Source organism: [Roseibacterium] beibuensis (assembly GCF_039542305.1).
Lineage (GTDB): Bacteria > Pseudomonadota > Alphaproteobacteria > Rhodobacterales > Rhodobacteraceae > Roseibacterium > Roseibacterium beibuensis.
This window is the reverse complement of the sequence record NZ_BAABHW010000007.1, coordinates 39,776-61,129: the sequence shown is the minus strand read 5'-3', so window position 1 is coordinate 61,129 and position 21,354 is coordinate 39,776. Positions and strand designations below refer to the sequence as shown.

The window sequence follows — 21,354 nt, the reverse complement described above, 5'->3', positions numbered from 1 at the left end:
GCCGCAAAGGGGCCCGCCATGGCTCAACTCTCGCTGTCACGCCGCCTGCGCCGCACGCCCTTTACCGAGGGCGTGCTGGCAGCTGGCGTCACCGGCTACACCGTCTATAACCACATGCTGTTGCCGACCGTGTTCCGCTCGGTCGAGGAGGACTACCACCACCTGAAATCCGCCGTGCAGGTCTGGGACGTGTCCTGCCAGCGGCAGGTCGAGGTGCGGGGGCCGGATGCCGGGCGCCTGGTGCAGATGCTGACCCCGCGCGACCTGCGCGGGATGCTGCCCGGGCAGTGCTACTACATGCCCATCGTCGACGAGACGGGCGGCATGCTCAACGATCCGGTCGTGGTCAAACTGGCCGAGGATCGGTGGTGGATCTCCATCGCCGACAGTGATCTGCTCTACTGGGTCAAGGGCATCGCCCATGGCTATCGCCTCGACGTGCTGGTCGACGAGCCTGACGTGTCGCCGCTGGCGGTGCAGGGGCCGCGCGCCGATGACCTGATGGCCGAGGTCTTTGGCGACGCCGTGCGCGATCTGCGGTTCTTCCGCTTTGGCCTGTTCGGGTTCGGCGGGCGGCAAATGGTCGTCGCGCGGTCCGGGTATTCCAAGCAGGGCGGCTTCGAGATTTATCTCGAAGGCGGTGATCTCGGCATGCCGCTGTGGAATGCCCTGATGGAGGCGGGACGGTCGCTCGATGTGCGGGCCGGGTGCCCCAACCTGATCGAACGGATCGAGAGCGGGTTGCTGAGCTACGGCAACGATATGACGGATGACAACACGCCCCATGAATGCGGGCTCGGGCGCTTTTGCAACACGGCGACGGCCATCGGCTGTATCGGGCGAGACGCGTTGCTGCGCGTGGCAAAGGAAGGCCCGGTGCAGCAGATCCGACCGCTGGCCATCTCCGGCGCAGCGGTGCCCGCGGTCGAGGAATTCTGGCCCATCATGGCTGGTCATCGCCGGGTCGGGCGCGTGTCCTCGGCGGCTTTCTCGCCCGATTTCGACGTCAACGTGGCCATTGCCATGATCCGCATGACCCATTGGGATGCGGGAACCGCCTTGACTGTCATGGCGCCAGATGGGCCGAGGGAGGCGCAGGTTCAAGAACGCTTCTGGAATTGATATCAGATGGTTGGGCGATCTAGCTCAACCATGAAATGAACGAGGAGATGCAAAGATGACATTCCGCGCGCTGGTGGTGGAGAAGGGTGACGAGGGCAAGACGACAGCCTCGGTTCAGGACCTGGGCGAAGATCGTCTGCCCGAGGGCGATGTCACCGTCGCGGTCGAATACTCGACACTCAACTACAAGGACGGGCTGTGCGTCGGACCCGGCGGCGGGTTGGTGCGCGTCTATCCGCATGTGCCCGGCATCGATTTCGCCGGCACGGTCGAGGCCAGCGAGGATGACCGCTACAAGCCCGGTGACAAGGTCGTGCTGACCGGCTGGCGCGTCGGCGAGGTGCATTGGGGCGGCTATGCCGAGAAGGCGCGGGTCAAGGCCGACTGGCTGGTGCCGCTGCCCGAGGGGCTGACCACCCGGCAGGCCATGGCCGTGGGAACCGCCGGTTTCACCGCGATGCTGGCTGTCATGGCGCTTGAAGATCATGGCCTAACATCCGAGAAAGGCGAGGTTCTTGTGACCGGCGCCGCCGGTGGCGTCGGCTCGGTCGCGACCGCCATCCTGGCCAATCTCGGCTACGAGGTCGCCGCCGTCACAGGCCGCCCCGAGCAGGAGGAGTACCTGAAAGGGCTTGGTGCGTCGCGCATCGTACCGCGCGCGGACCTGGCGGAGACCACCAAGCGCCCGCTCGAGGCCGAGACATGGGCGGGCTGTGTCGATGCGGTCGGCGGTGACATGCTGGCGCGGGTCCTTGGCCAGATGAAATACGGCGCGTCGGTCGCGGCGGTGGGCCTTGCCGGCGGCGCGCAACTGCCCGCGACGGTCATCCCTTTCCTTCTGCGCGGCGTGAACCTGCTGGGCATCGACAGCGTCATGCAACCCTATGACAACCGCCTGAGGGCGTGGGACCGGATCGCGCGCGACCTGCCGATGGACAAGCTGGAGGCGATGGTCGAACCGGCGGGCCTGGCCGATCTGCCCGATCTGGGCCGCGCCATCCTGAAAGGCGGGGTGCGCGGCCGGGTGGTGGTCGACGTCACCGCCTGATTGATATCACGCGATAAAGAGGTGCCGGGCGGCTTGATCGCCCGCACCGAGCGCTAGATAGCGGGGAACCGAAAAGGAAACGGACCTGTTCACCCCGCCATGAGCCAAGCCCCCGTCCTCTACTGGACCCGCCGCGATTTCCGCCTGTCCGACAATCCCGCCCTGGTGGCCGCCTGTGAAAGCGGCGCGCCAGTCATCCCGGTGTTCATCTGCGACGAGGTGGTCGCAACCCACGGCGCGGCCCCGAAATGGCGCTTGGGACTGGGCGCCGAGGCGTTCGGCGAGGCGCTGAGCGACGCCGGATCGCGCCTGGTCTTTCGCCGCGGCAAGGCGTTGGACGTTCTGCGCGCCCTGATCGAGGAAACGGGCGCTGTCGCAGTGCATTGGAACCGTCTTTATGATCCCGACAGCCGCACGCGCGACGAGGCGGTCAAATCCGCGCTGAAAGCCGACGGGATCGCGGCGGTCAGCCACGCGGGCCACATCCTGTTCGAGCCCTGGACGGTCGAGACGGGATCGGGCGGGTTCTACAAGGTCTACACGCCGTTCTGGAAAGCCGTGCGGGGCCGCGATCCCGGCGCGGTTCTGCCCCCCCCTGATATTCCCGCACCCCAAAGCTGGCCCGAGAGCGATGATCCCGCTGACTGGGCGCTTGCTTCCGATATGCGGCGCGGGGCGGAGATCGTGCGCCCCTATCTCGCCGTGGGGGAAGAGGCCGCGCGCGGACGCCTGGGGGCGTTCATGGCCAATGGCATCGACGCCTATGCCGAGGCGCGGGACGATCTGGCCAAGGACGGCACCTCGCACCTGTCCGAGAACCTGACCTACGGAGAGATCAGCGCGCGCGCCTGCTGGTGGGCGGGGCAACGCGCCATGGACGAGGGCAAGACAGGGGCCGAGACCTTTCTGAAGGAACTCGTCTGGCGCGACTTTGCCTATCACCTCGTCTACCACACGCCGCGGATCACGTCGGGCAACTGGCGCGAGGAATGGGACGCCTTCCCGTGGAACGAGGATGAGCGCAAGGCAGAGGTGAAGGCGTGGAAGCAGGGGCGCACCGGCATGCAGATCGTCGATGCCGCCATGCGCGAGATGTATGTCACCGGGCGGATGCATAACCGCGCGCGGATGCTGGTGGCCTCCTACCTGACCAAGCACCTGATGTGTCATTGGAAGATCGGGCTGGATTGGTTCGAGGACTGCCTTGTCGATTGGGACCCGGCCAGCAACGCGATGGGCTGGCAATGGTCGGCCGGCTCCGGCCCCGATGCGACGCCGTATTTCCGCGTGTTCAACCCCGTGACGCAGGCCGAGAAATTCGACAAGCACGGGCGTTATCGCCGCCGCTGGCTGGCCGAAACGTCCAACCCGGCGACCGACACGGCGAAAAGTTACTTCGACGCCATCCCCGAAAGCTGGGGCATGTCGGCGTCGGACGACTACCCGTCCGAGCCGATCATGTCGGCCTCCGAGGGGCGCAAACGGGCGCTCGACGCCTATGAGAACCGGGATTTCTGAAAACAAAGGGCCACGCCACGGGACAGGGCGGGCTTGTGCAACAGGGCGGCATCCGCACAAGATGCCGCAGGACAGGGGACAGGATATGACGATCAAGACGACCACGAAGGGCGAGGCGCATCTGCCGCGCTATTTCACCGCCGTTTTCGACCAGGCGCAAAAGATGGACCGCGGCCGGCTGGACATGGTGCTGCCCGATGGGCGCGTCTTTCGCGCCGAGGGTCCCGAGCCGGGCCCCGTGGCCGAGCTTCACATCCACAACACCGATATTTTCGGCCGCCTGATCCGCGAGGGCGACCTGGGCTTCTGCGAGGCTTATCTCGACGAATGGTGGTCCACGCCCGATCTGCAGGCCTTCATGGACCTCGTCCATGCCGAGAACGACGAGATCTATGACGGCTTCATGGGCATGGGCCTGATCCGCGCCTATGAAAAGTTCCGCTTCTGGCTTCAGTCGAACTCCAAGAAACAGGCGCGCAAGAACATCTCTTACCACTACGACCTGGGCAACGATTTCTACGGCCTGTGGCTGGACGATACGATGACCTATTCCTCGGCCCTGTTCGAGACGGGGCAGGAAAGCCTGGAGGCCGCGCAGATCGCGAAATACAAGTCGATGGTCGACCAGATGGGCGCGCAGCCCGGGGACCATGTGCTGGAAATCGGCTGCGGCTGGGGCGGGTTCGCCGAATACGCCGCCAAGGAGCGCGGCCTGCGTGTCACCGGCCTGACCATCAGCCAGGAACAGCACGATTACGCGGTCGAGCGCATGAAGCGCGAGGGCCTGTCGGACCGCGTGGACATCAAGATGCAGGATTATCGCGACGAGACGGGCACCTATGACGGCATCGCCTCGATCGAGATGTTCGAGGCCGTGGGCGAGAAATACTGGCCGACCTATTTCAACGCCGTGCGCGACCGGCTCAAGCCCGGCAAGCAGGCGACCCTGCAGATCATCACCGTGCAGGACAAGCGTTGGGAGGTCTACAAGCGCGGCGTCGATTTCATCCAGAAATACATCTTTCCCGGCGGCATGTTGCCCGCGCCCAAGGTCCTGCGCGAGCAGGTCGAACGCGCCGGGCTGGAGGTCTCGCATTCCATCGAATTCGGCGAAAGCTACTCCCAGACGCTGCGCCGCTGGCACGATATCTTCAACGGCAGATGGGACGACGTGGCCGCCCTCGGCTTCGACGATCGCTTTCGCCGGATGTGGAATTTCTATCTCTGTGCTTGCGCCGCGACGTTTCATTTCGGAAACACGGATGTGACGCAGATCACGATCAAGAGGCCAGCCTGATATGCCCACCGCTGCCAAACTCGTCGGGGCCATCCTGTTTTTCGGCATCGGCTGGGTTGCGGCGGGGTTCGTGCTCGACACGTTTCCCGAGGAGATGGCAGCGACCTACTTTCCCCTGACCATCGGCCTGATCGGGGTGTGGCAGGGGTGGATGGTGGCCGGTGGCAATGCGGGCGGTGGCATCGGGGCCTCGGTCGGGCAGGGGGCGCGAACCTCCGTCCAGATGGCGTTTTTCGGCATCCTGCTTTTTGCCCTGCGCGAGATGTTCCGCCGCTCGTCCAACCTGCGCTACGACAGCCCGGGCGAGGCCGTGATCGCGACGCTGGAACTGTTCCGCGACTATTTCCTGCAATCGCTGACGATCCCGATCTGGGGCACGCTTCTGATCGGCGGGATGATCGCCGGGGCATTGGTCGAGATCGCTTCGAAGCTCTGGAAATAGCCGCATGACCCCCGTCTTTCTTTTTGGAACGCTGCGCGACGCGGCGCTGTTCGAGGCCGTTGCAGGGCAACCGCTCAGGGCCGAGGCCGCCACCCTTCCAGGCGAACGCGCGGCGCGCGCGCAGGATGGCGATTGGCCGGTGCTGGTGCCCGGGTCCGGGGCGCATGGCTTGCTTGTGCGCGTTGATGACAGCGCTTTGGCGCGCCTCGATTTCTACGAGGCGATATTCGACTATGTGCGTGTCGAGGTGCCCGTCGAAACGGCGGATGGTCCGCTCAAGGCTCAGCTCTGGCGCCCTGCCAGCGGCAGCTCGCAGCTGGACGGCCCGGATTGGTCGCTGTCGGACTGGATGACCGAATGGGGCGATCTGACCCGCCTTGCCGCCGAGGAGATCATGCGCCGCTTCGGCAAGGTCGCGCCAGGCGATATGGGGCACGTTGTCGGCATGATCCGCTCGCGGGCCCAGGCGCGCCTCGACACCTCCCGCTGGCGACGCCCGGGCCATGTGGGCGCCAGCCTCGACCTGTCGGATGTCGTGATCGAGGAACGCCGCCACCCCTATGACGGGTTCTTCACCGTCGAGGAGATGCGCGCGCGCTTCCGCCGCTTTGACGGAGCGGGCGATCACCTTGTGGACCGTGCGGTCTTCAACGTGGCCGATGCCGTCACCGTGCTGCCCTATGACCCGGTGCGCGACCGGGTCCTGATGATCGAACAGTTGCGCTTCGGTGCGCTGGCCCATGGCGACCGGTCGCCGTGGCTGTTGGAACCGGTTGCCGGCATGATCGACGCCGGCGAAGCGCCGGAGGTCAGCGCGCGCCGCGAGACGCAGGAAGAGGCCGGGATCGATCTCGGGGATCTGCATTTCGTCGCGCGCTACTATCCCAGCCCCGGCGGCATTGCGCAGGTGCTTTATTCCTACATCGGGCTTGCCGACCTGCCCGACGAGGTGACCGGCACGGGCGGTCATCCGGGGGAGGGCGAGGACATTCTGAGCCATCTCGTGCCGTTCGATCTTGCCGTCGAAATGCTGGAGGGTGGCGACATGGTGAACGCGCCGCTGGTGATTTCGATGCAATGGCTGATCGCCCATCACGACCGCTTGCGCGCGGCTGCGGCGGGTTGATCATCCTCCCCGCGGCACCTATCCCTTGAACCCCAATACGCCAGAGCCGAAAGGGCCCGCCATGACCGTTCATGCAGACCTCGCCGCCGCCGTCGGCAACACGCCGCTGATCCGGCTGAACAAGGTCAGCGACGCCACCGGGTGCGAGATCCTCGGCAAGGCCGAGTTCATGAACCCCGGCCAGTCGGTCAAGGACCGCGCCGCCCTGTTCATCATCCGCGATGCGATGGACAAGGGCCTGCTGCGGCCCGGTGGCACCATCGTCGAAGGGACGGCGGGCAATACCGGCATCGGCCTTGCGCTGGTGGGCGCGTCGATGGGGTTCAAGACCGTCATCGTCATCCCCGAGACGCAGAGCCAGGAAAAGAAGGACATGCTGCGCCTTGCCGGGGCGGAGCTGATCCAGGTTCCGGCGGTGCCCTATTCGAACCCGAACAACTACGTGCGCTATTCGGGGCGGCTGGCCGAACGCCTTGCGCAATCCGAGGAAAACGGCGCGATCTGGGCCAACCAGTTCGACAATACCGCCAACCGCCAGGCCCATATCGACACCACCGGCCCCGAGATCTGGGACCAGACCGGCGGCAAGATCGACGGGTTCGCCTGCGCCGTGGGATCGGGCGGCACGCTGGCGGGCGTGGGCATGGTGCTCCAGCCCAAGGGCGTGAAGGTCGCGCTGTCGGACCCCGAGGGCTCCGGCCTCTACAAGCTCTATACCGGGCAGGAGGCGGGCGGCGACTCGATCACGGAAGGCATCGGGCAGGGGCGCATCACCGCCAATCTGGAGGGGTTCACCCCCGATACCTGCTACAAGATCCCCGATAGCGAGGCGCTGCCGATCGTCTTCGACCTGTTGGCCGAAGAGGGGCTCTGCCTTGGTGGTTCGTCCGGGATCAACGTGGCGGGTGCGGTGCGCATGGCGCAAGAGATGGGGCCGGGCCATACCATCGTGACGATCCTGTGCGACTACGGCACGCGCTATCAGTCGAAACTGTGGAACCCCGCCTTCCTGCGCGAGAAGGGCCTGCCGGTGCCCGAATGGCTGGTGGCCGAGCCGCGCGGCATTCCCTCGGTTTTCGAGGACTGATATCATGACGGCAATATTGCGAACTCTGCGCCTCGCGCTTGTCCTGCTGGCGCTGAGCTTGGTCGCTCTGGGCGGCAACGGGCCGGTGTTCGCGCAAGAGGCAACCCCCGCGACCGCGACGGCCTCGGGGATCGATTACGAGGCGTGGGAGTCCGAGGCGACCCGCATCGAGAACCTGCTCGAGGCCGGGACGGCCTCGACCTCGTTCTTCGAGAACCTGCGCGAGACGCTCGTCAATTGGCGCGCCCGCTTTCTTGACGCGGAAAGCGCGAATTCGACGCGGATCAACACCTTGCAGGCACAGATCGATGCCCTGGGCGCACCGCCGGCCGAAGGCGAAACCGAACCTGATGCCATTGCCGAACGGCGCGCGACGCTGAACACGCAACTCCAGGAAGCGCAGGTGCCCCGCGTCGAGGCCAGCCAGGCCTATACCCGTGCCGACGGGCTGATCACCGAGATCGACAACCTGCTGAGCGCACGCCAGCAGCAACAGTTGCTCGAGCTTGCGCCGAGCCCGGCAAACCCGGTGAACTGGCCACCGACCCTGACGGGATTGACCGCGCTGGCCGGGTCTTTGCAATCGGATTTCATGGGCCGCTTGAACAACCCGGCGCAGCGCGAGCAATTCCTGCAAAGCGCGCCGGTGCTGGTGGTGATGCTGCTGGTGGCGCTGGTGGCCCTGCTGCGCGGTCGGCTATGGACGCATCGCCTGACCGACCGGCTGGAGGCGCACACGCGCGAGCGCGGACGACCGACGCTGGTCTTCTTCGTGTCGCTCTTGCAGATGCTGATCCCCCTGGTCGGCCTGATCCTCGTGCTCGGGGCCTTTGTCGCCTCGGGGCTGATCGGCCCATCGGCGCAATCGCTCCTGGAGGCGCTCGCGGCGCTGATGACCGCGTCCTATTTCGCGCTCTGGCTGGGGGGGCGGCTGTTCCCGGACGGCGATCTGCCGATGGGGGTGCTTGAGCTGGATGGCACTCAGCGTGCCCGAGCGCGGCGCATTTTCTTCATCATCGGCTTCTTCGTTGGCCTTGCAGTGGTGATGCAAACCATCGCCGCGATGGACGAGGTGCCGCCCGCGGCGCAAGGCGTGCTGCAACTGCCCGTCTATGCCGGCCTTGCGCTGTTTTTCTGGCGCGCCTCGCGTCTGCTGCAAAGCGGGCGCACCGAAACGGGCGAGGACGAGTCGCCCGGGTTCATGCGGCGTATCCTCAGCCTTGTGCAGCGGCTGCTGATCCTCGTGGCGGTCGCGGGCCCGGCGCTGGCGGTCGTGGGCTACGTGAACATGGCAGAGTCGCTGATGGTGCCCACGGCGCTCAGCCTTGCGATCTTCGGCGTTCTGGTGGCCTTGCAGCCGGTGGTGCGCGATCTCTACGCGATCGCTTTCCGCACGACCCACGATTCCGCCTCCGAGGCGCTGCTGCCGATCGTCGTCAATTTCCTGCTCGCCTTCGGAGCCTTTCCGTTCTTCGCGCTGACCTGGGGCGTCCGCCCCGAGCAACTGGCCGAGGTCTATGCCCGGTTCTGGGAAGGCTTCACCATTGGCGAGGCGCGCATCACGCCGGGCAATATCTTTGCCGTCGTCCTGTTCTTCGCCCTGGGCTATGTGGCGACGCGGCTTTTGCAGGGCGCCCTGCGGTCGACCGTTCTGCCGCGCACCAAGCTCGACACCGGCGCGCGCAATGCCGTGACCTCGGGCGTGGGCTACGTGGGGATCGGCCTTGCGGCCGTGATCGCCATCACCGCGGGCGGCATCGACCTGACGGCGCTTGGCTTCGTTCTGGGTGCGCTGTCGGTCGGGATCGGCTTTGGCCTTCAGAACGTGGTCAACAACTTCGTCTCGGGCATCATCCTGCTGATCGAGCGCCCGATCTCCGAAGGCGACTGGATCGAGGTCGGCTCTTACATGGGCATCGTCAAGCGCATCTCGGTGCGCTCGACCCGGATCGAGACCTTCGACAAGACCGACGTGATCGTGCCCAACGCCGATTTCATCGCCGGTACGGTGACGAACTGGACACGGGGCAACACGATCGGGCGGGCGGTCATCACCGTGGGCGTGGCCTATGGCACCGACACCCGCAAGGTCGAGAAGATCCTGATGGAGATCGTGCGCGAAAACCCTGTCGTCGCGGCCTTTCCCGAACCCGGCGTGGACTTTCTCGGCTTCGGGGCGGATTCGCTCGATTTCCGCATCCGCGCGATCCTGCGTGACGTGAACCAGATGCTGTCGGTCAAGACCGAGATCCACCATCGCATCGCGGAACGCTTTGCCGAGGAAGGCATCGAGATCCCCTTCGCGCAGCGCGATATCTGGTTGCGCAATCCCGAGGCTTTGCGCCCGACCCCCAGGACGGTCGGGCAGGATGACGAGGAGATCGACCTGGAAGCCGAGCAGCCCCAGATCGAAGAGGCCATGACGCAGGACGACGCCACACCCGATGGCCCCGAGGACACCTGACCATGACAGAGATGTTGTTTCGCACCGACCCCTACCGGAAATCGGCCACCGCCACGGTGACCGGCCTGACGGACGAGGGGGGCATCCTTCTTGACCGCACCGTGTTCTACCCGCGCGGCGGCGGCCAGCCGGGGGATTCCGGGCGACTGGTCTGGGAGGGCGGCAAGCTGACCATCGCCACCGCCGTGAAGGGCGAGGGCGAGGACATCATCCTTGTCCCCTCCGAGCCCGGCGCCTTGCCGCCCGTCGGCGCCGAGATCGACCAGCACCTCGATTGGGAGCGCCGTCACGGCCACATGCGCATCCACACCGCCCTGCATCTTCTGTCGGTCGTGATCCCGCTGCCCGTGACCGGGGGGGCCATCGGCGCCGACAAGGGGCGGCTGGATTTCGACATGCCCGACGCGCCGGGTGACAAGGCCATTCTGGAAGGCCAGCTGAATACGCTCGTCACCCGCGACCTGCCCGTGACCGAGGACTGGATCACCGAGGCGGAGCTCGACGCCAACCCGGCGCTGGTCAAGACGCTGTCTGTGCAACCACCGCGCGGGGCAGGGCGCATCCGCCTCGTGCGGATCGGCGAGGGCAAGGACCAGATCGACCTGCAACCCTGCGGCGGCACCCATGTCGGGCGCACGGGCGAGATCGGCAAACTGACCATCACGAAGATCGAGAAAAAGGGGCGACAGAACCGCCGCGTGACGCTCGCGCTCACCTGACCGGGACAGCGCGTTCGTTTGCTTGCAACGCCTGCTTTCTTGCGGCGGTCTTTGCGGGTTGTTGCGCGGCAAACACCGGTCCAGCGCGCTTTCTCCGGCTGGTTCCCGGCCTTCTGCCAGGGCGCGTGATTTTCCATCCTTCTAAGGCTTGCACAGACCGCGCTCGGGCGCTATCCCGGCGCGCACGGAGAGGTGGCCGAGTGGTCGAAGGCGCACGCCTGGAACGCGTGTAGGCGGGAAACCGTCTCCAGGGTTCGAATCCCTGTCTCTCCGCCACTTTACTCCAATATTATTGTGTTATTTTAATGATCTAAGCGGCACTTCGTTCGGGGCGATTTTTCGCTACCCACAGTCTGTCCACAGGCGGCTTTAGTTCATTTGCCTTTCGCGGCCTTCTGCCCGGCCTTGAACGCCCATTCCATCGCCCGTGCGATTTCACCGTTCGTGTCGGAGTTGAAGCCATACTTCGTTCGCTCTGCACGACCGCCCATGATGTGCTTTGCGACCCGACGAAACGCGGCCCTGCGGTCCTTGTCTTCGGCTTTCTCTACTGGCGTGTCGCCCAAGACCCATGCTGCAACCTCTTTCGGCGGCAGTTGCTTCATACGGATGTAAAACGGGTGATCTTTGATGCTGACCATGTACTGTTGTTCCCTCGCGCTGCGACACCATATATAGTGCAATGCGACCGGGTATGCGACAGTGAGTTTCGATGGACATAACCAAATACTTAGCAATATATGCCGCCGTCCTTTCTACAGCCGTTTTCGTTTGGAACGTCGCCCGTGCTAGGCCCAAGTTTGACGTCAAGCTAGTGCTTGGCTTGGATGAAACAGACGGCGAATACACTTCGGGCGTCTACGTCTCTTTGCAGAATCCGTCTGCCCACACCGTGCATATCTCGAACGTTTCGTTCCTCTATCGCTACGAAGAAACCGGCTTGATTGACCGTGTGAAACACGCTTGGGAGTTCAAACGTCTAATGCGGCGTGTAGGTTGGGTACACAATTCGATGATCTTTGACGGAATCGAAACTGGCTTGCCCGTTTCCCTAGAGCCGGGAAAATCTCATATGATTTTCGTGCCCTACGACACGATCGACGACATGCTTGAGCGTGGGATTGATCGCAAGATAATTGCGGGTGCGCAGGATGCGCTATGGCGAAACAAATACTCTGCGGTCTTCGACTTTCCGGTGATGCGTGACCCGGACCAGGACGAAGACGACGGCGGCGAAGACAACGGCGTGTACATTGCCCGCCCTGAAACCAAACAGATCGAACAAAAAGAGGCCGCGCCCGAAAACGCGGCCTAATCGGCGCTGGTCCATGCCAGCGCCTATGCGGTGGGGCGTTGCCGCAGAGAGCGCCGCGCCACCACAATGCGGAGAACGCTACGGATACCGGCACAGTTCCGCGATGGTCGCGCGGTCTTCGGCGGGAAGCGTCCAGATCGGCACGGCCAAGATCGCAACGGCGTCGAGGTCAAGCCCGACCAAGCCTTCGGCGGCAGGCACGTCGCTAATCGAGGTTGCCGGATTGGCGATTGCGAGGGTCCAGACGTCGGGCAGATCGCCGCCAAACTTGAACGTGAACACGTGCCGGATACGTTCGACCAAGACCGGGTGGCCTTCGGGCTTCATGTCCAAGTGCGGCACCGAAACTTTGACGAGCTGCGATGTGGGCACGAAAAACACCGCGCCCCCTTCTGCGAGGTCCGCGACGTCGGGATAGTCCGTCGTATACGGGTCGGTTGGCAAGATCGTAGCATACGGCCCAAACGCGATTTCACCGGACATGGGCGCTTTCTTGAAACGCGACGCTTGGGCCAGCCAACCGGCAATGGCGGCGATATCGGTCTGCGGACCCGAGCCGACCTTGCGACTTGGTACATGAACGCCCGCTTTCGGATTTCGAGGTCAACTCTTCGAACCAGCCGCGCCAAGCAAATGGGGACCGGACCCAAGCTCAGACAGCCGGTCGCCCGCATTGGCCAATGGGCATTCATCGACGCTTAGGCAGCCGCAGCCGATGCACCCGGTCAACTCGTCCCTTAAGCTGGTCAGTAGCGCGATACGTGCGGTCAAATCATCCCGCCAAACGGTAGAAACCCGAGCCCAATCCTTGGCCGAGATCGCACGATCGTCGGGAAGGGTGTCAAGCGCACGCGCAATCTCGGCCAGTGAAAGGCCTGCGCGTTGTGCGATCTGAATAACCGTGACTCGGCGGATGATATTGCGCGGGTAGACCCGGTGATTTGAGGCGGTCCGCTTCGGTTTAATGAGGTTCTTTCGCTCATAAAAATGAAGGGCGGATACAGACACTCCCGTTCTTTTGGCGACTTCGCCTACCGATAGCTCACTCATCTCGGAACCTCTTCATTCGACCCTTGACCTCAACTTAAGTTGAGGGGGTATCACATCAGGAAAGACGTCGATTTGGAAGGGCAACAATGTGAGCGAGACGGCCAAAACAGGCACAGGGCCGAGCCGGCAAAGTGGGCGCTTCGTGCGCTTTGGGTCTGCTGTGGGACTTGCCAATCTTGGGGACGGGATTGCCGTGGTCGCCTGGGCATGGACGGCCTCCCTGTTGACGCGCGACCCGCTTTGGATTGCCCTTCTCCCGGCTGCGTTCCGTGTGCCATGGGTGCTCTTCGCGTTGCCGTCCGGCATTATGGCGGACCGTGCAGATCGCAAGCGACTGATAGTGCTGTGTGATGTCATCCGCGCTTGTGCCTACGCAGTCGCTGGCCTGCTCATACTGATGAGCCTGCCGCTTTCAGACCCTTCACAGAATGGCGTGGAAAACATGTCGCTCTATGCGGCGCTGCTCTGTCTCGGCTTTGCCATTGGCTGTGCGGAGGTCGCGCGAGACAATGCCGCTCAAGCCATGCTTCCGGCAATCGTGCCTCCTGAAGGACTGGAACGGGCGAATGGTATCCTCGGCAGCATCGAGACAGTCGGAAACGAGATGGCGGGCCCTGCGGTAGGAGCGTTCCTGATCGCGTTTTTTCTGCCGTCGCCTTTTCTTGTCATTGCTCTCGCCCTGTCCGGCGCAGCACTTCTCACAGCTTCCCTTTCCGGGTCATTCAAAGCCGCAGCAAGGCAGGAACGGGCCAAGAGCTGGCGCGTCGAATTGGCAGAAGGCCTGCGGTTTGTCATCGGCCACCCGATGCTGCGTGTGTTGGTCCTGGTCACCGGTTTCTGGAACCTCTTCGCCGAAATGGCGATTATCGCGCTTGTTCTGCACGTTCAGGAAAATCTCAATTCCGGCGCAACGTCCTATGGGCTGATACTGGCGGTTGGAGCTGTCGGGGGGGTGGTCGGTGGGATGGTCGTGACCCCACTGCTGAAAGTATTCTCCAAAGGCACCCTGGCCAAGTGGATGAATCTGGCGGCAGCGCCGCTGTTTCTGCTCATTGCCCTGGCGCCTGGGCCAATCTTGGTCGCAGGGGCGATGTTCTTTTTCTACCTCACAGGTATCGTATGGGACACGGTCTCGGTCTCCTATCGCCAGCGCGTCGTACCAGACGGGATCAGAGGTCGCGTGAACAGCGTCTATCGGCTGTTTGCATGGGGCATGATGCCCCTTGGGCTTGTCGCATCTGGTGCCATCGTAAACCTGACGACGGACATGCTCGGGCGCCCGACCGCCTTGACCACGCCGTTCTTCATTGCAGCTGCCGGAGTTTTCATTGTGGCTTGCTTGTCGTGGCGACCGCTGAGCAGAGGATTTCAGTAAAGGCGCGGATCGTCAAAGCTGGCTTTCGTCGATCGTGCAGCATCAATCAAGGTGAGCCCACCGTGGCTATGAAGCCGTTGCACCCCCCTGACGCATGGAGGGGGCCATCACAATGGGACTGGCGGGACCAGGCGTGCACGACAGAAGGAACCCGGTCAGTGCGAACAGGGCTATGTTATCAAAGCTCGCGACGGGGTTCGGGACGAAGCAACCCCAGGAAGCGGAATGGACCGTTCCAGGACAAGCGTCTTTTCAGCCAACTTTAAGCAGACGCCGCCAATCCCCACCCGCGTCCGCGCATCATGTCGTCTGTCAGACACTCGCAGAAGCGTTCCAGGTTTCCTCCCGGATCATGGTCGGGATTGACCTCTGTCACCGTGAGGGCCGCAAGCTTCGGGGCCGACAGGAGCAATCCGAGTGCCGTCATGGCGGCATCAAAGGTCAATGCCTGTTTCCGCCGTAGGTTCTCCGATAGCGGGAAGTCCTCGAAATCGATCAGGTCGACGTCGAAGTGCAGAACCAGGGCATCAAATCCAAGCGCCCAGTCCAGAGCTTCGCGAGCGGCGGCTTCTGGATTCTGCGCCACCCGCTCGCTGCCGATAGTCCGGAGCTGCAGCGACCTGATCCGTTCGTGCTCGGCTGGCGTGATGTTGCCCGCACCGAACAGCAGCACATCCGAAGGCCGTAGCAAGGGTCGTCGCGATCCAAGTGCGGCCAACGCGTCGTCGCTGTTCGCCAGATCGAGCATGTGCGCAACACCCATCCAATCCAGCGCACCATCGTCCGTCGTATCGGGCGTCTGAAGGTCGGTGTCATAATCAGCGTAGATAAGCCCGAGCCTTCGCTCCACCTGAGCCAGTCCAGCGACGGTTCCAATACCAACCGTACAGTCACCTCCGAGCACGACGGCGAAGCGACCCTCGCTCGCTGCGGACGCGACGGAGGAGGCGACACGCGACGCGGTGTGAATAACTGCTTGAGCATTCATCGCATTGGGACGTTGGCGATCGGGGCGCCAGCGAAAAGTTTCAATGTCGGTGATCTCGTCATAGTCGCTCACCGCAGCGCGCAAGCGCTCGTGGAACCCCGCCTCACGCATGGCCATCGGTGCCTTCTCTTGGCCAGGCGCGTAAGCGCCGGCGCTCGACGGTGCGTCAACGATTGTAAGCGGCGTCATGGGTTGGTCTCGATTGCTGTAACCACTATTGGCGTATAGGGCGTTGCACCCGGATCAATCTGTAGGGTCCGATGGTCACGCGGAAGCGAGACATCCGTTTCGGCGGACAAGAGATCGAAGGAGTCTTCCGGTTCGAATTGACCGGCGGCGCGCTGACGCCCGATTTCGTCAAAACGCCGGATAAACCCAGGGGCTTCTCGACGCGAGTCGAGGCGCGAACCGCCGCGACATGTTCGTGGGCGGAAGCCGAGCCACGGTGCACCGACAGGGAGCCAGGTAACCGATCTCATCCGACTTTGCCGATCAGTGAGCATTCTCGCCGACACTCCCCGCACTCAGAATGGAAGCCGTCAGCGCGAAGACCGCCGCGAGCGCGAACATGACCTGCCAAGAAACACCCGCCGCCATCCCGGCCAAAACTGCGCCAAGGGCTCCAACCCCATCCATCAGAACAAAAGCCAGGCCCAGGATCGTACCTTCGCTCCGTTCTGAGTGATCGACAGCGCTGGCCAGCATCGCCGCCCGGATCGCATCGAGCGACGCAACGCCGATAGCCATCGCCGGGATCACAAACCAAAAGGGCGGATTGACGGCCAGGAGAGCTACAAAAAGCGCCGCGATACCGTTGCCGACTACGAGGACCGGACTGCGCCCTGCGCGATCAGACATCGCTCCGACCCACGGCTGTGCGAGCGCCCCGGTGATCAGCAAGGCCGCGAAGATGATGCCGATGCTGGCTGGCTTGAGGTCGTGGACCGTCGCGAGGTAGAGCGGGATCATGCTGAGGAGCGCGACCAACGCCATGTTGTAGAGGCAGATCATCGCGACTATGCGCAGACCGCGACCTGTCCGCCATGCACGGATCAAGCCTTTGAGGTCGTCCCGGTTCGCCTTCCTGGCTTCGATTGCCGGGACAGAACGCGCCACCCACAGAAAACACAGCCCACACAGGATCGTGGGAACAACGGAGATGGCCAAAGCACCGCGCCAGTCGACGACCGAGAGAAGAAACCCGACCGATAAGGGGGCCAGCACCTCGGCGAAAGACCCGCCTATGGCGTGAATGCCCAAAGCCTTGGCGCGACCGTCTTTGTTGTCGCGGGTCAGCACGCCGGTCGCAATCGGATGCCAGGCTGCGTTGCCCATTCCGGCAACGGCCAGGAGTACGGCGAGGCTCCAGAACCCGGGTGCAAGGGCGGCCAACCCATACCCGATCGCCACCCACCAGAAGGTGACGACCAGCAGACCCCCGCGGTTCGAGACATGATCCGCCATACGCCCGGCCGGAATGTAGGCCAACGCGCCGCCCAGGTTGAACAAGGTGAAGAGCAGGCCAACCTCTACGGGCGACAAGCCCATGGAATGCCCGGCGGCAGGCGCAATCAACCAAAGCGCGGCAATCGGCCAGTCATTGGCGAGATGGCCCACAGCGAACCATGTCATGAGCGCGCGTTTGTTCATCTTTCGCTGCCAACCGAAGCAAGGAACCGGACCCGCCGTCCGGTCTTCTGGCGGACGTTACTCTTTCACGGTATGTCTTTCAGTCGAAGGTCGGACAAATAGTATCGAGAATTCGTCACCCATGAACATCAACCAATATCGAACGAAGCGCCCACGGTACCTTGGGGACATCGAAAGCCAGGAAGCGGGAGAAAATTCCGATTGGCATTCGCACGAGTTCGGCCAGCTCATCTCGGCTGATTCAGGTTCGATGTATGTCGGAACGCCTGACCGCATTCTGCTCCTGAGCCCGGCCATGGCAGTCTGGATTCCGCCAAATGCGCAGCACTGGTTGCGCTTCGGGTCCGAGAACGTGATGCGCTACGTCGATGTCAGTCGGGATGAGGCAGAACGGCTTGGGAGTACCTGCCGTGTCTTCGCCATGACGCCGCTTCTGGGCGCGCTGTTCAGGGCGACCATGCCCGACGGGCTCACGGCCCGAACGACGAGACATATCAGCGCTCTATATGCGCTCCTTCGCCTCGAGATCCAATCGGCGCAGGATGTCCCGCTGTCCCTGGTAATGCCGCAAGACAAACGCATTCGGGGTTTCGCCGAAGCAGCGCTTGATGATCCGGGGAATATTCGCTCGGTCAATGCATGGCTCTCGGACGCCCCCGCGAGCCGGAAGACAATCGAACGACTGTTTATCTCCGAAACAGGAATGCCGCCGTCACGATGGCTGCGTCATGCCCGCGTCTTTCATGCGGTATCGCTGTTGGCGAGCGGTCAGAAGGTGACGACCGTTGCCTTGGACATGGGATACGAGTCGACCAGTGCGTTCAGTTATATGTTTCGCCAAACCCTCGGCGTGAGCCCACGCGAGTTCGTCGCGAAGCCGGCTTTCGCTACACTCTGACGAATGTACAAGCCGGGCTCGGAGCACCAGTTCGACGCGCCGAGTAAGAAGCCGGACGTGATGGACCGGCGTCGTCGACAGCAGGCGCAGCGGCACTCCGCCCCTCGACGCCAGTCGCGACATTCAGGCGAGGTCGAGAATGGCTTTGGCAAAGGCGTCGGGGGCCTCCTGAGGCGGATTGTGTCCCGCCGCCTCGACGATCCGTCGCTCGTAGAAGTTCGTGAAATGGACAGCGTCAGCGTCATCGGAAGCAGGCGGGTCTACACCATCGTCTGCGCCTTGCAGCACAATAGCCGGTACGCCGATGTCGGGCTGCCTGGCCAGTGTTCGCTCGATCTGGTCAAGCGCAGGATCGCCGGGGGTTTCACCGAAACGGTGACGGTAGGAGTGGACGACAATGTCGACGAAATCGGGGTTCTCGAAGGACACGGCCGTGCGAGCGAAAGTGTCTTCATCGAAGGCCCAACTCGGCGACCAGAGAGACCAGATGTGGCGACATAAATCGTTTCGGTTCTCCGCCAGACCAGCGCGGCCTCGCTCCATGTTGAAATAGAACATGTACCAGTAGCGGGCTTCTTCTATGGCCGGTGCGGGCCGCCGGGCGCTGGCGATGTCCTGAATGTTGTAGCCTTGCCCGCAGCTTACGAGACCGAGAACGCGTTCGGGCCAGAGTGCGGCGACGATGCATGCAGCCCGACCGCCCCAATCGAAACCGCCGAGAAAAGCTCGATCGATATGCAAGGCATCCATCAGCGCGATCAGGTCAGCACCAAGCGCAGCCTGTTGACCGGACCGTATTGTAGCCGAGGAGAGAAATCGCGTTGCACCAAAGCCCCTGAGATAAGGGACGATGCACCTGAAACCACGGGCAGACAGTCTGGTGGAGACCGCATCGAAGGCAAGGGCGTCGTAGGGAAAACCGTGAAGCATGATGACGGGTTTGCCGTCTTCCGGACCGCTCTCTTCGTAGCAAATTTCGAGTGCTCCGGCTCTCGTGGCCTTCACTTGAACAGGTCCTCCTTTTTCAGGCTTGCCAGCCGGCTGCATTCACGCATCGGCATAGCGCCTCAAGCGGTCTTCGAGAGTGCCGCTGTGCAATTCAAACAGGTGATTGTCGTGATCATGGAAATAGATCGAGTGGCCCTCGCCCGCGACGCGTGACCGGCCTTCCCGAACGTCGAGACCAAGGGATACGATCCGTTGCAGCCTGTCGTCGTAGTCGTCCGGCGACATCTTGAAGGCGACGTGGTTGTAGGTCCTGGTCGGGAGCGGGTCGCCCTCCATCGTCGCGACCCAGATGCCGCCAATGTCGAAAAAGCGCTCCTTCGACAGCGAAAAGGTCTTCTCGCCGCTGTCGTAGATCTTCCTCGCATCGAGAACCTGCGTGAGCACCTCTTCCATCTTGTCGAGGTCTCTCACAATGAAAGTCATATGGCTCAATCCCTGGATCACGGTGTCTCCTCTTCAGAATTCAGTGGCGCCGGCAAAACCTGTCCAGGCATAGACCGGCGGATCTTTCGCTCTTGGCGTTTCGATTGGATATCGGGCGCTGTGGGGCTCATGGGGCGGCGTTCGTGTCGGGGTGTGGCTTCGAGATGGCCGCTGCAGCGCCCGAGAGCGAGACGAGGGAGCCGCCAAAGAAGACGATGAGACCGGCCGAGGTCAGCAGCGATACATCGACCCGGCCCTCGATCATCTGCAGGACGAAGATCAGAAGGGGGGCCGTCGATGCGACGGCGGCAATCGTCAGGGAGGTCGTCAGCGAGATGGCCTTCTGAACGGCGTAGATCGGGAAGGCAAGAAGCAGCATGCCAAAGGCATAGGCGACGAGCAGGTCCTGCCAGGTGACAGGCCCCTTGGCGTCGAGTCCCAGCATGTACCCCACGAAGGTCGCCCCGAGGAAAAGCGGAAAGCGAAGCCCGAACTGCGTCGTGGGGCCGAGGCCCTTGCGATGCAGTCGCTGCCCATAGAGCAGCATGCCGGTGATGAACACGCCGCCGACGAAGGACGCGATCAGACCCGAGATCGCGGCCGTCTCTTCGCCGCGGACAAAACCGCTGAACCCGAGCAACGTTATGCCCGCGAGAAACACGAGAGCCGACGTGATGATGCCCAGCCCGACCCACTCGGACCTGTTTCGCGGTGCCTCGGCTTCGGCCACCCCGAGGTAGGACAGCGCGACCGTCGCGACGGGGATGGCGCCGGAGAAGAGCGTAAAGGCCACGGCCGGCTCGATAAGCTGGACGCCGAAGAAGTAGAGGAGCCAGCCGAAGGTAACGGTAAGATTGAGCCCGAGGACGTCCTGCCACTCGGCGCACGCAAGCCTCAGCTGGTGTGGGGTACGGATCGCGGACCAGCACAGGCAGAACACCGCCGCCGAGCCGAAGACGAGGCCCCCAAGAAGGAAGCTGTCGATCTCCTGCAGATACGCGCCGAGATAGACCGCCTGACAGGCGTCGAGAACGACGAAGATCAGGCACCAGATGATCCCCTCATATGCATTGGACCCTCGCAGTGCTCTCATCCCGCAGCGACCGTGGTGATCGCAGTTACCGCGACGATGCAAGCCATAGCGAGTGAAATCAGGCGTGCGTGCGCGCCATTCAACATCAGCCGCTTGACGGCGTTTCCGGCGAGCAGCCACGGTGCGATGCAGATGGGCGCTACAGCCAGAAAGGTGAGCGTCATCACTGCCGCCCGCTGCACGGGCTCCGACGACAGGCCGGAAAACGCGGCGCTGGCGCCGACGATCATCGTCCAGGCCTTCGGGTTCACCCACTGAAACAGCGCCGCCTGCATGGCGGTCATCGGTCGTGCGTCTGCGGGTGGCTCCGCTACCGATGCGGCCCGCGACGGCCTCTGCAGCGCCGGTTGCGCGAGCCGCCAGGCAAGCCAGAGTAGCCAAGCCGCACCTGCGTAGCGCATGACGTCCAGCGCGTTCGGGTTTTGCCCCAGAAGCGTGCCCAGACCGAGCGTTACCGCCGCAACCATGATGGTGAAGCCCAGCAGCGTGCCGACGATATGCGGGAGCGTTCGCTGCCAGCCGAAGGCGGCGCCCGACGCGAGGATCATAAGGTTGTTGGGCCCGGGCGTGATCGAACTGACGAAGGCGAAGGTCAGGAAGGCAGCATAGGTGGCAGATGTCTCGGGCACGTCGGCCGGCCCTCCATGGCGTGATGTTGCAGGACTGGCGGATGGCGCAATCGCGCCCGCACACTCGACCGAAGACTAACGAGCTTTCAAACCTGCCTGAAC

The 21,354-nt window shown here is 63.3% G+C and carries 21 protein-coding genes and 1 tRNA gene; 13 read left to right on the top strand and 9 right to left on the bottom strand.

What is annotated here, in order from left to right:
• The first annotated feature begins 18 nt into the window (after nt 1-18).
• The 10 genes from ABD923_RS17685 (at nt 19) to ABD923_RS17640 (ending at nt 11,099) form a co-directional block, all read left to right on the top strand.
• On the top strand, nt 19-1,122 hold the full coding sequence (locus ABD923_RS17685) for a dimethylsulfoniopropionate demethylase (RefSeq protein WP_259554168.1): 1,104 nt from the start codon (nt 19-21) through the stop codon (nt 1,120-1,122).
• A 55-nt stretch (nt 1,123-1,177) separates the two neighbouring features.
• Nucleotides 1,178-2,170 (top strand): acrylyl-CoA reductase (NADPH), encoded by a 993-nt coding sequence (acuI, locus tag ABD923_RS17680; protein ID WP_259554169.1) that lies wholly within the window; start codon nt 1,178-1,180, stop codon nt 2,168-2,170.
• Between the two features lie 99 nt (nt 2,171-2,269).
• The gene (locus ABD923_RS17675) at nt 2,270-3,688 is read left to right on the top strand and encodes a cryptochrome/photolyase family protein (RefSeq protein WP_259554170.1); all 1,419 of its coding nucleotides are present in this window, start codon (nt 2,270-2,272) and stop codon (nt 3,686-3,688) included.
• Between the two features lie 85 nt (nt 3,689-3,773).
• Complete coding sequence (locus ABD923_RS17670; RefSeq protein ID WP_259554171.1) at nt 3,774-4,985, top strand: SAM-dependent methyltransferase; 1,212 nt, start codon at nt 3,774-3,776, stop codon at nt 4,983-4,985.
• 1 nt (nt 4,986) lies between these two features.
• Nucleotides 4,987-5,427, top strand: a complete 441-nt coding sequence (locus tag ABD923_RS17665; RefSeq protein ID WP_259554172.1) for a TrgA family protein — start codon at nt 4,987-4,989, stop codon at nt 5,425-5,427.
• Between the two features lie 4 nt (nt 5,428-5,431).
• Complete coding sequence (locus ABD923_RS17660; protein ID WP_259554173.1) at nt 5,432-6,553, top strand: gamma-glutamylcyclotransferase; 1,122 nt, start codon at nt 5,432-5,434, stop codon at nt 6,551-6,553.
• A 61-nt stretch (nt 6,554-6,614) separates the two neighbouring features.
• Nucleotides 6,615-7,640 carry a cysteine synthase A gene (locus tag ABD923_RS17655; protein ID WP_259554174.1) on the top strand — a complete coding sequence of 342 codons (1,026 nt, stop codon included), beginning with the start codon at nt 6,615-6,617 and terminating at the stop codon, nt 7,638-7,640.
• A 4-nt stretch (nt 7,641-7,644) separates the two neighbouring features.
• A complete protein-coding gene (locus ABD923_RS17650) occupies nt 7,645-10,104 on the top strand; it encodes a DUF3772 domain-containing protein (RefSeq protein ID WP_259554175.1) in 2,460 nt (819 codons plus the stop codon).
• A 2-nt stretch (nt 10,105-10,106) separates the two neighbouring features.
• Nucleotides 10,107-10,823 carry an alanyl-tRNA editing protein gene (locus ABD923_RS17645; protein WP_259554176.1) on the top strand — a complete coding sequence of 239 codons (717 nt, stop codon included), beginning with the start codon at nt 10,107-10,109 and terminating at the stop codon, nt 10,821-10,823.
• Between the two features lie 186 nt (nt 10,824-11,009).
• Nucleotides 11,010-11,099 (top strand) — tRNA-Ser (locus ABD923_RS17640).
• Nucleotides 11,100-11,197: 98 nt separating this feature from the next.
• Here the strand turns inward: ABD923_RS17640 and ABD923_RS17635 are convergent.
• Nucleotides 11,198-11,464 carry a hypothetical protein gene (locus ABD923_RS17635; protein ID WP_259554177.1) on the bottom strand — a complete coding sequence of 89 codons (267 nt, stop codon included), beginning with the start codon at nt 11,462-11,464 and terminating at the stop codon, nt 11,198-11,200.
• A 182-nt stretch (nt 11,465-11,646) separates the two neighbouring features.
• Here ABD923_RS17635 and ABD923_RS17630 point away from each other — a divergent pair, with 182 nt between their 5' ends.
• The gene (locus ABD923_RS17630) at nt 11,647-12,138 is read left to right on the top strand and encodes a hypothetical protein (RefSeq protein WP_259554178.1); all 492 of its coding nucleotides are present in this window, start codon (nt 11,647-11,649) and stop codon (nt 12,136-12,138) included.
• Nucleotides 12,139-12,216: 78 nt separating this feature from the next.
• On the opposite strand, the gene ABD923_RS17625 is transcribed toward ABD923_RS17630, so the two are convergent.
• Together ABD923_RS17625 and soxR are read right to left on the bottom strand one after the other, a co-directional pair.
• Nucleotides 12,217-12,621: a hypothetical protein gene (locus ABD923_RS17625; protein WP_259554179.1), complete on the bottom strand. Its 405-nt coding sequence runs from the start codon at nt 12,619-12,621 to the stop codon at nt 12,217-12,219.
• Nucleotides 12,622-12,741: 120 nt separating this feature from the next.
• Nucleotides 12,742-13,188, bottom strand: a complete 447-nt coding sequence (soxR, locus tag ABD923_RS17620; protein WP_259554180.1) for a redox-sensitive transcriptional activator SoxR — start codon at nt 13,186-13,188, stop codon at nt 12,742-12,744.
• A gap of 88 nt (nt 13,189-13,276) precedes the next feature.
• Between soxR and ABD923_RS17615 the strand changes: the two genes are divergently transcribed.
• Nucleotides 13,277-14,563 carry an MFS transporter gene (locus tag ABD923_RS17615; RefSeq protein ID WP_259554182.1) on the top strand — a complete coding sequence of 429 codons (1,287 nt, stop codon included), beginning with the start codon at nt 13,277-13,279 and terminating at the stop codon, nt 14,561-14,563.
• A 262-nt stretch (nt 14,564-14,825) separates the two neighbouring features.
• Here ABD923_RS17615 and ABD923_RS17610 read toward each other — a convergent pair whose 3' ends face one another.
• Both ABD923_RS17610 and ABD923_RS17605 read right to left on the bottom strand, forming a co-directional pair.
• Nucleotides 14,826-15,740 (bottom strand): arginase family protein, encoded by a 915-nt coding sequence (locus ABD923_RS17610; RefSeq protein ID WP_259554184.1) that lies wholly within the window; start codon nt 15,738-15,740, stop codon nt 14,826-14,828.
• A gap of 303 nt (nt 15,741-16,043) precedes the next feature.
• Nucleotides 16,044-17,201 (bottom strand): MFS transporter, encoded by a 1,158-nt coding sequence (locus tag ABD923_RS17605; RefSeq protein ID WP_259554185.1) that lies wholly within the window; start codon nt 17,199-17,201, stop codon nt 16,044-16,046.
• A gap of 121 nt (nt 17,202-17,322) precedes the next feature.
• On the opposite strand from ABD923_RS17605, the gene ABD923_RS17600 reads away from it, so the two are divergent.
• Nucleotides 17,323-18,099, top strand: a complete 777-nt coding sequence (locus ABD923_RS17600; protein ID WP_259554186.1) for an AraC family transcriptional regulator — start codon at nt 17,323-17,325, stop codon at nt 18,097-18,099.
• Between the two features lie 123 nt (nt 18,100-18,222).
• Here ABD923_RS17600 and ABD923_RS17595 read toward each other — a convergent pair whose 3' ends face one another.
• The 4 genes from ABD923_RS17595 to ABD923_RS17580 all read right to left on the bottom strand — a co-directional run bounded on the left by ABD923_RS17595 (nt 18,223) and on the right by ABD923_RS17580 (nt 21,252).
• On the bottom strand, nt 18,223-19,104 hold the full coding sequence (locus tag ABD923_RS17595; protein WP_259554187.1) for an alpha/beta fold hydrolase: 882 nt from the start codon (nt 19,102-19,104) through the stop codon (nt 18,223-18,225).
• A gap of 42 nt (nt 19,105-19,146) precedes the next feature.
• Nucleotides 19,147-19,551, bottom strand: coding sequence for a FosX/FosE/FosI family fosfomycin resistance hydrolase (fosX, locus tag ABD923_RS17590; RefSeq protein ID WP_259554189.1), 405 nt, complete (start codon nt 19,549-19,551; stop codon nt 19,147-19,149).
• A gap of 106 nt (nt 19,552-19,657) precedes the next feature.
• The gene (locus ABD923_RS17585) at nt 19,658-20,623 is read right to left on the bottom strand and encodes an EamA family transporter (protein ID WP_259554190.1); all 966 of its coding nucleotides are present in this window, start codon (nt 20,621-20,623) and stop codon (nt 19,658-19,660) included.
• Nucleotides 20,620-21,252 carry a LysE family translocator gene (locus ABD923_RS17580; protein ID WP_259554191.1) on the bottom strand — a complete coding sequence of 211 codons (633 nt, stop codon included), beginning with the start codon at nt 21,250-21,252 and terminating at the stop codon, nt 20,620-20,622. The genes ABD923_RS17585 and ABD923_RS17580 overlap by 4 nt, the downstream gene beginning before the upstream one ends.
• Nucleotides 21,253-21,354 lie beyond the last annotated feature (102 nt).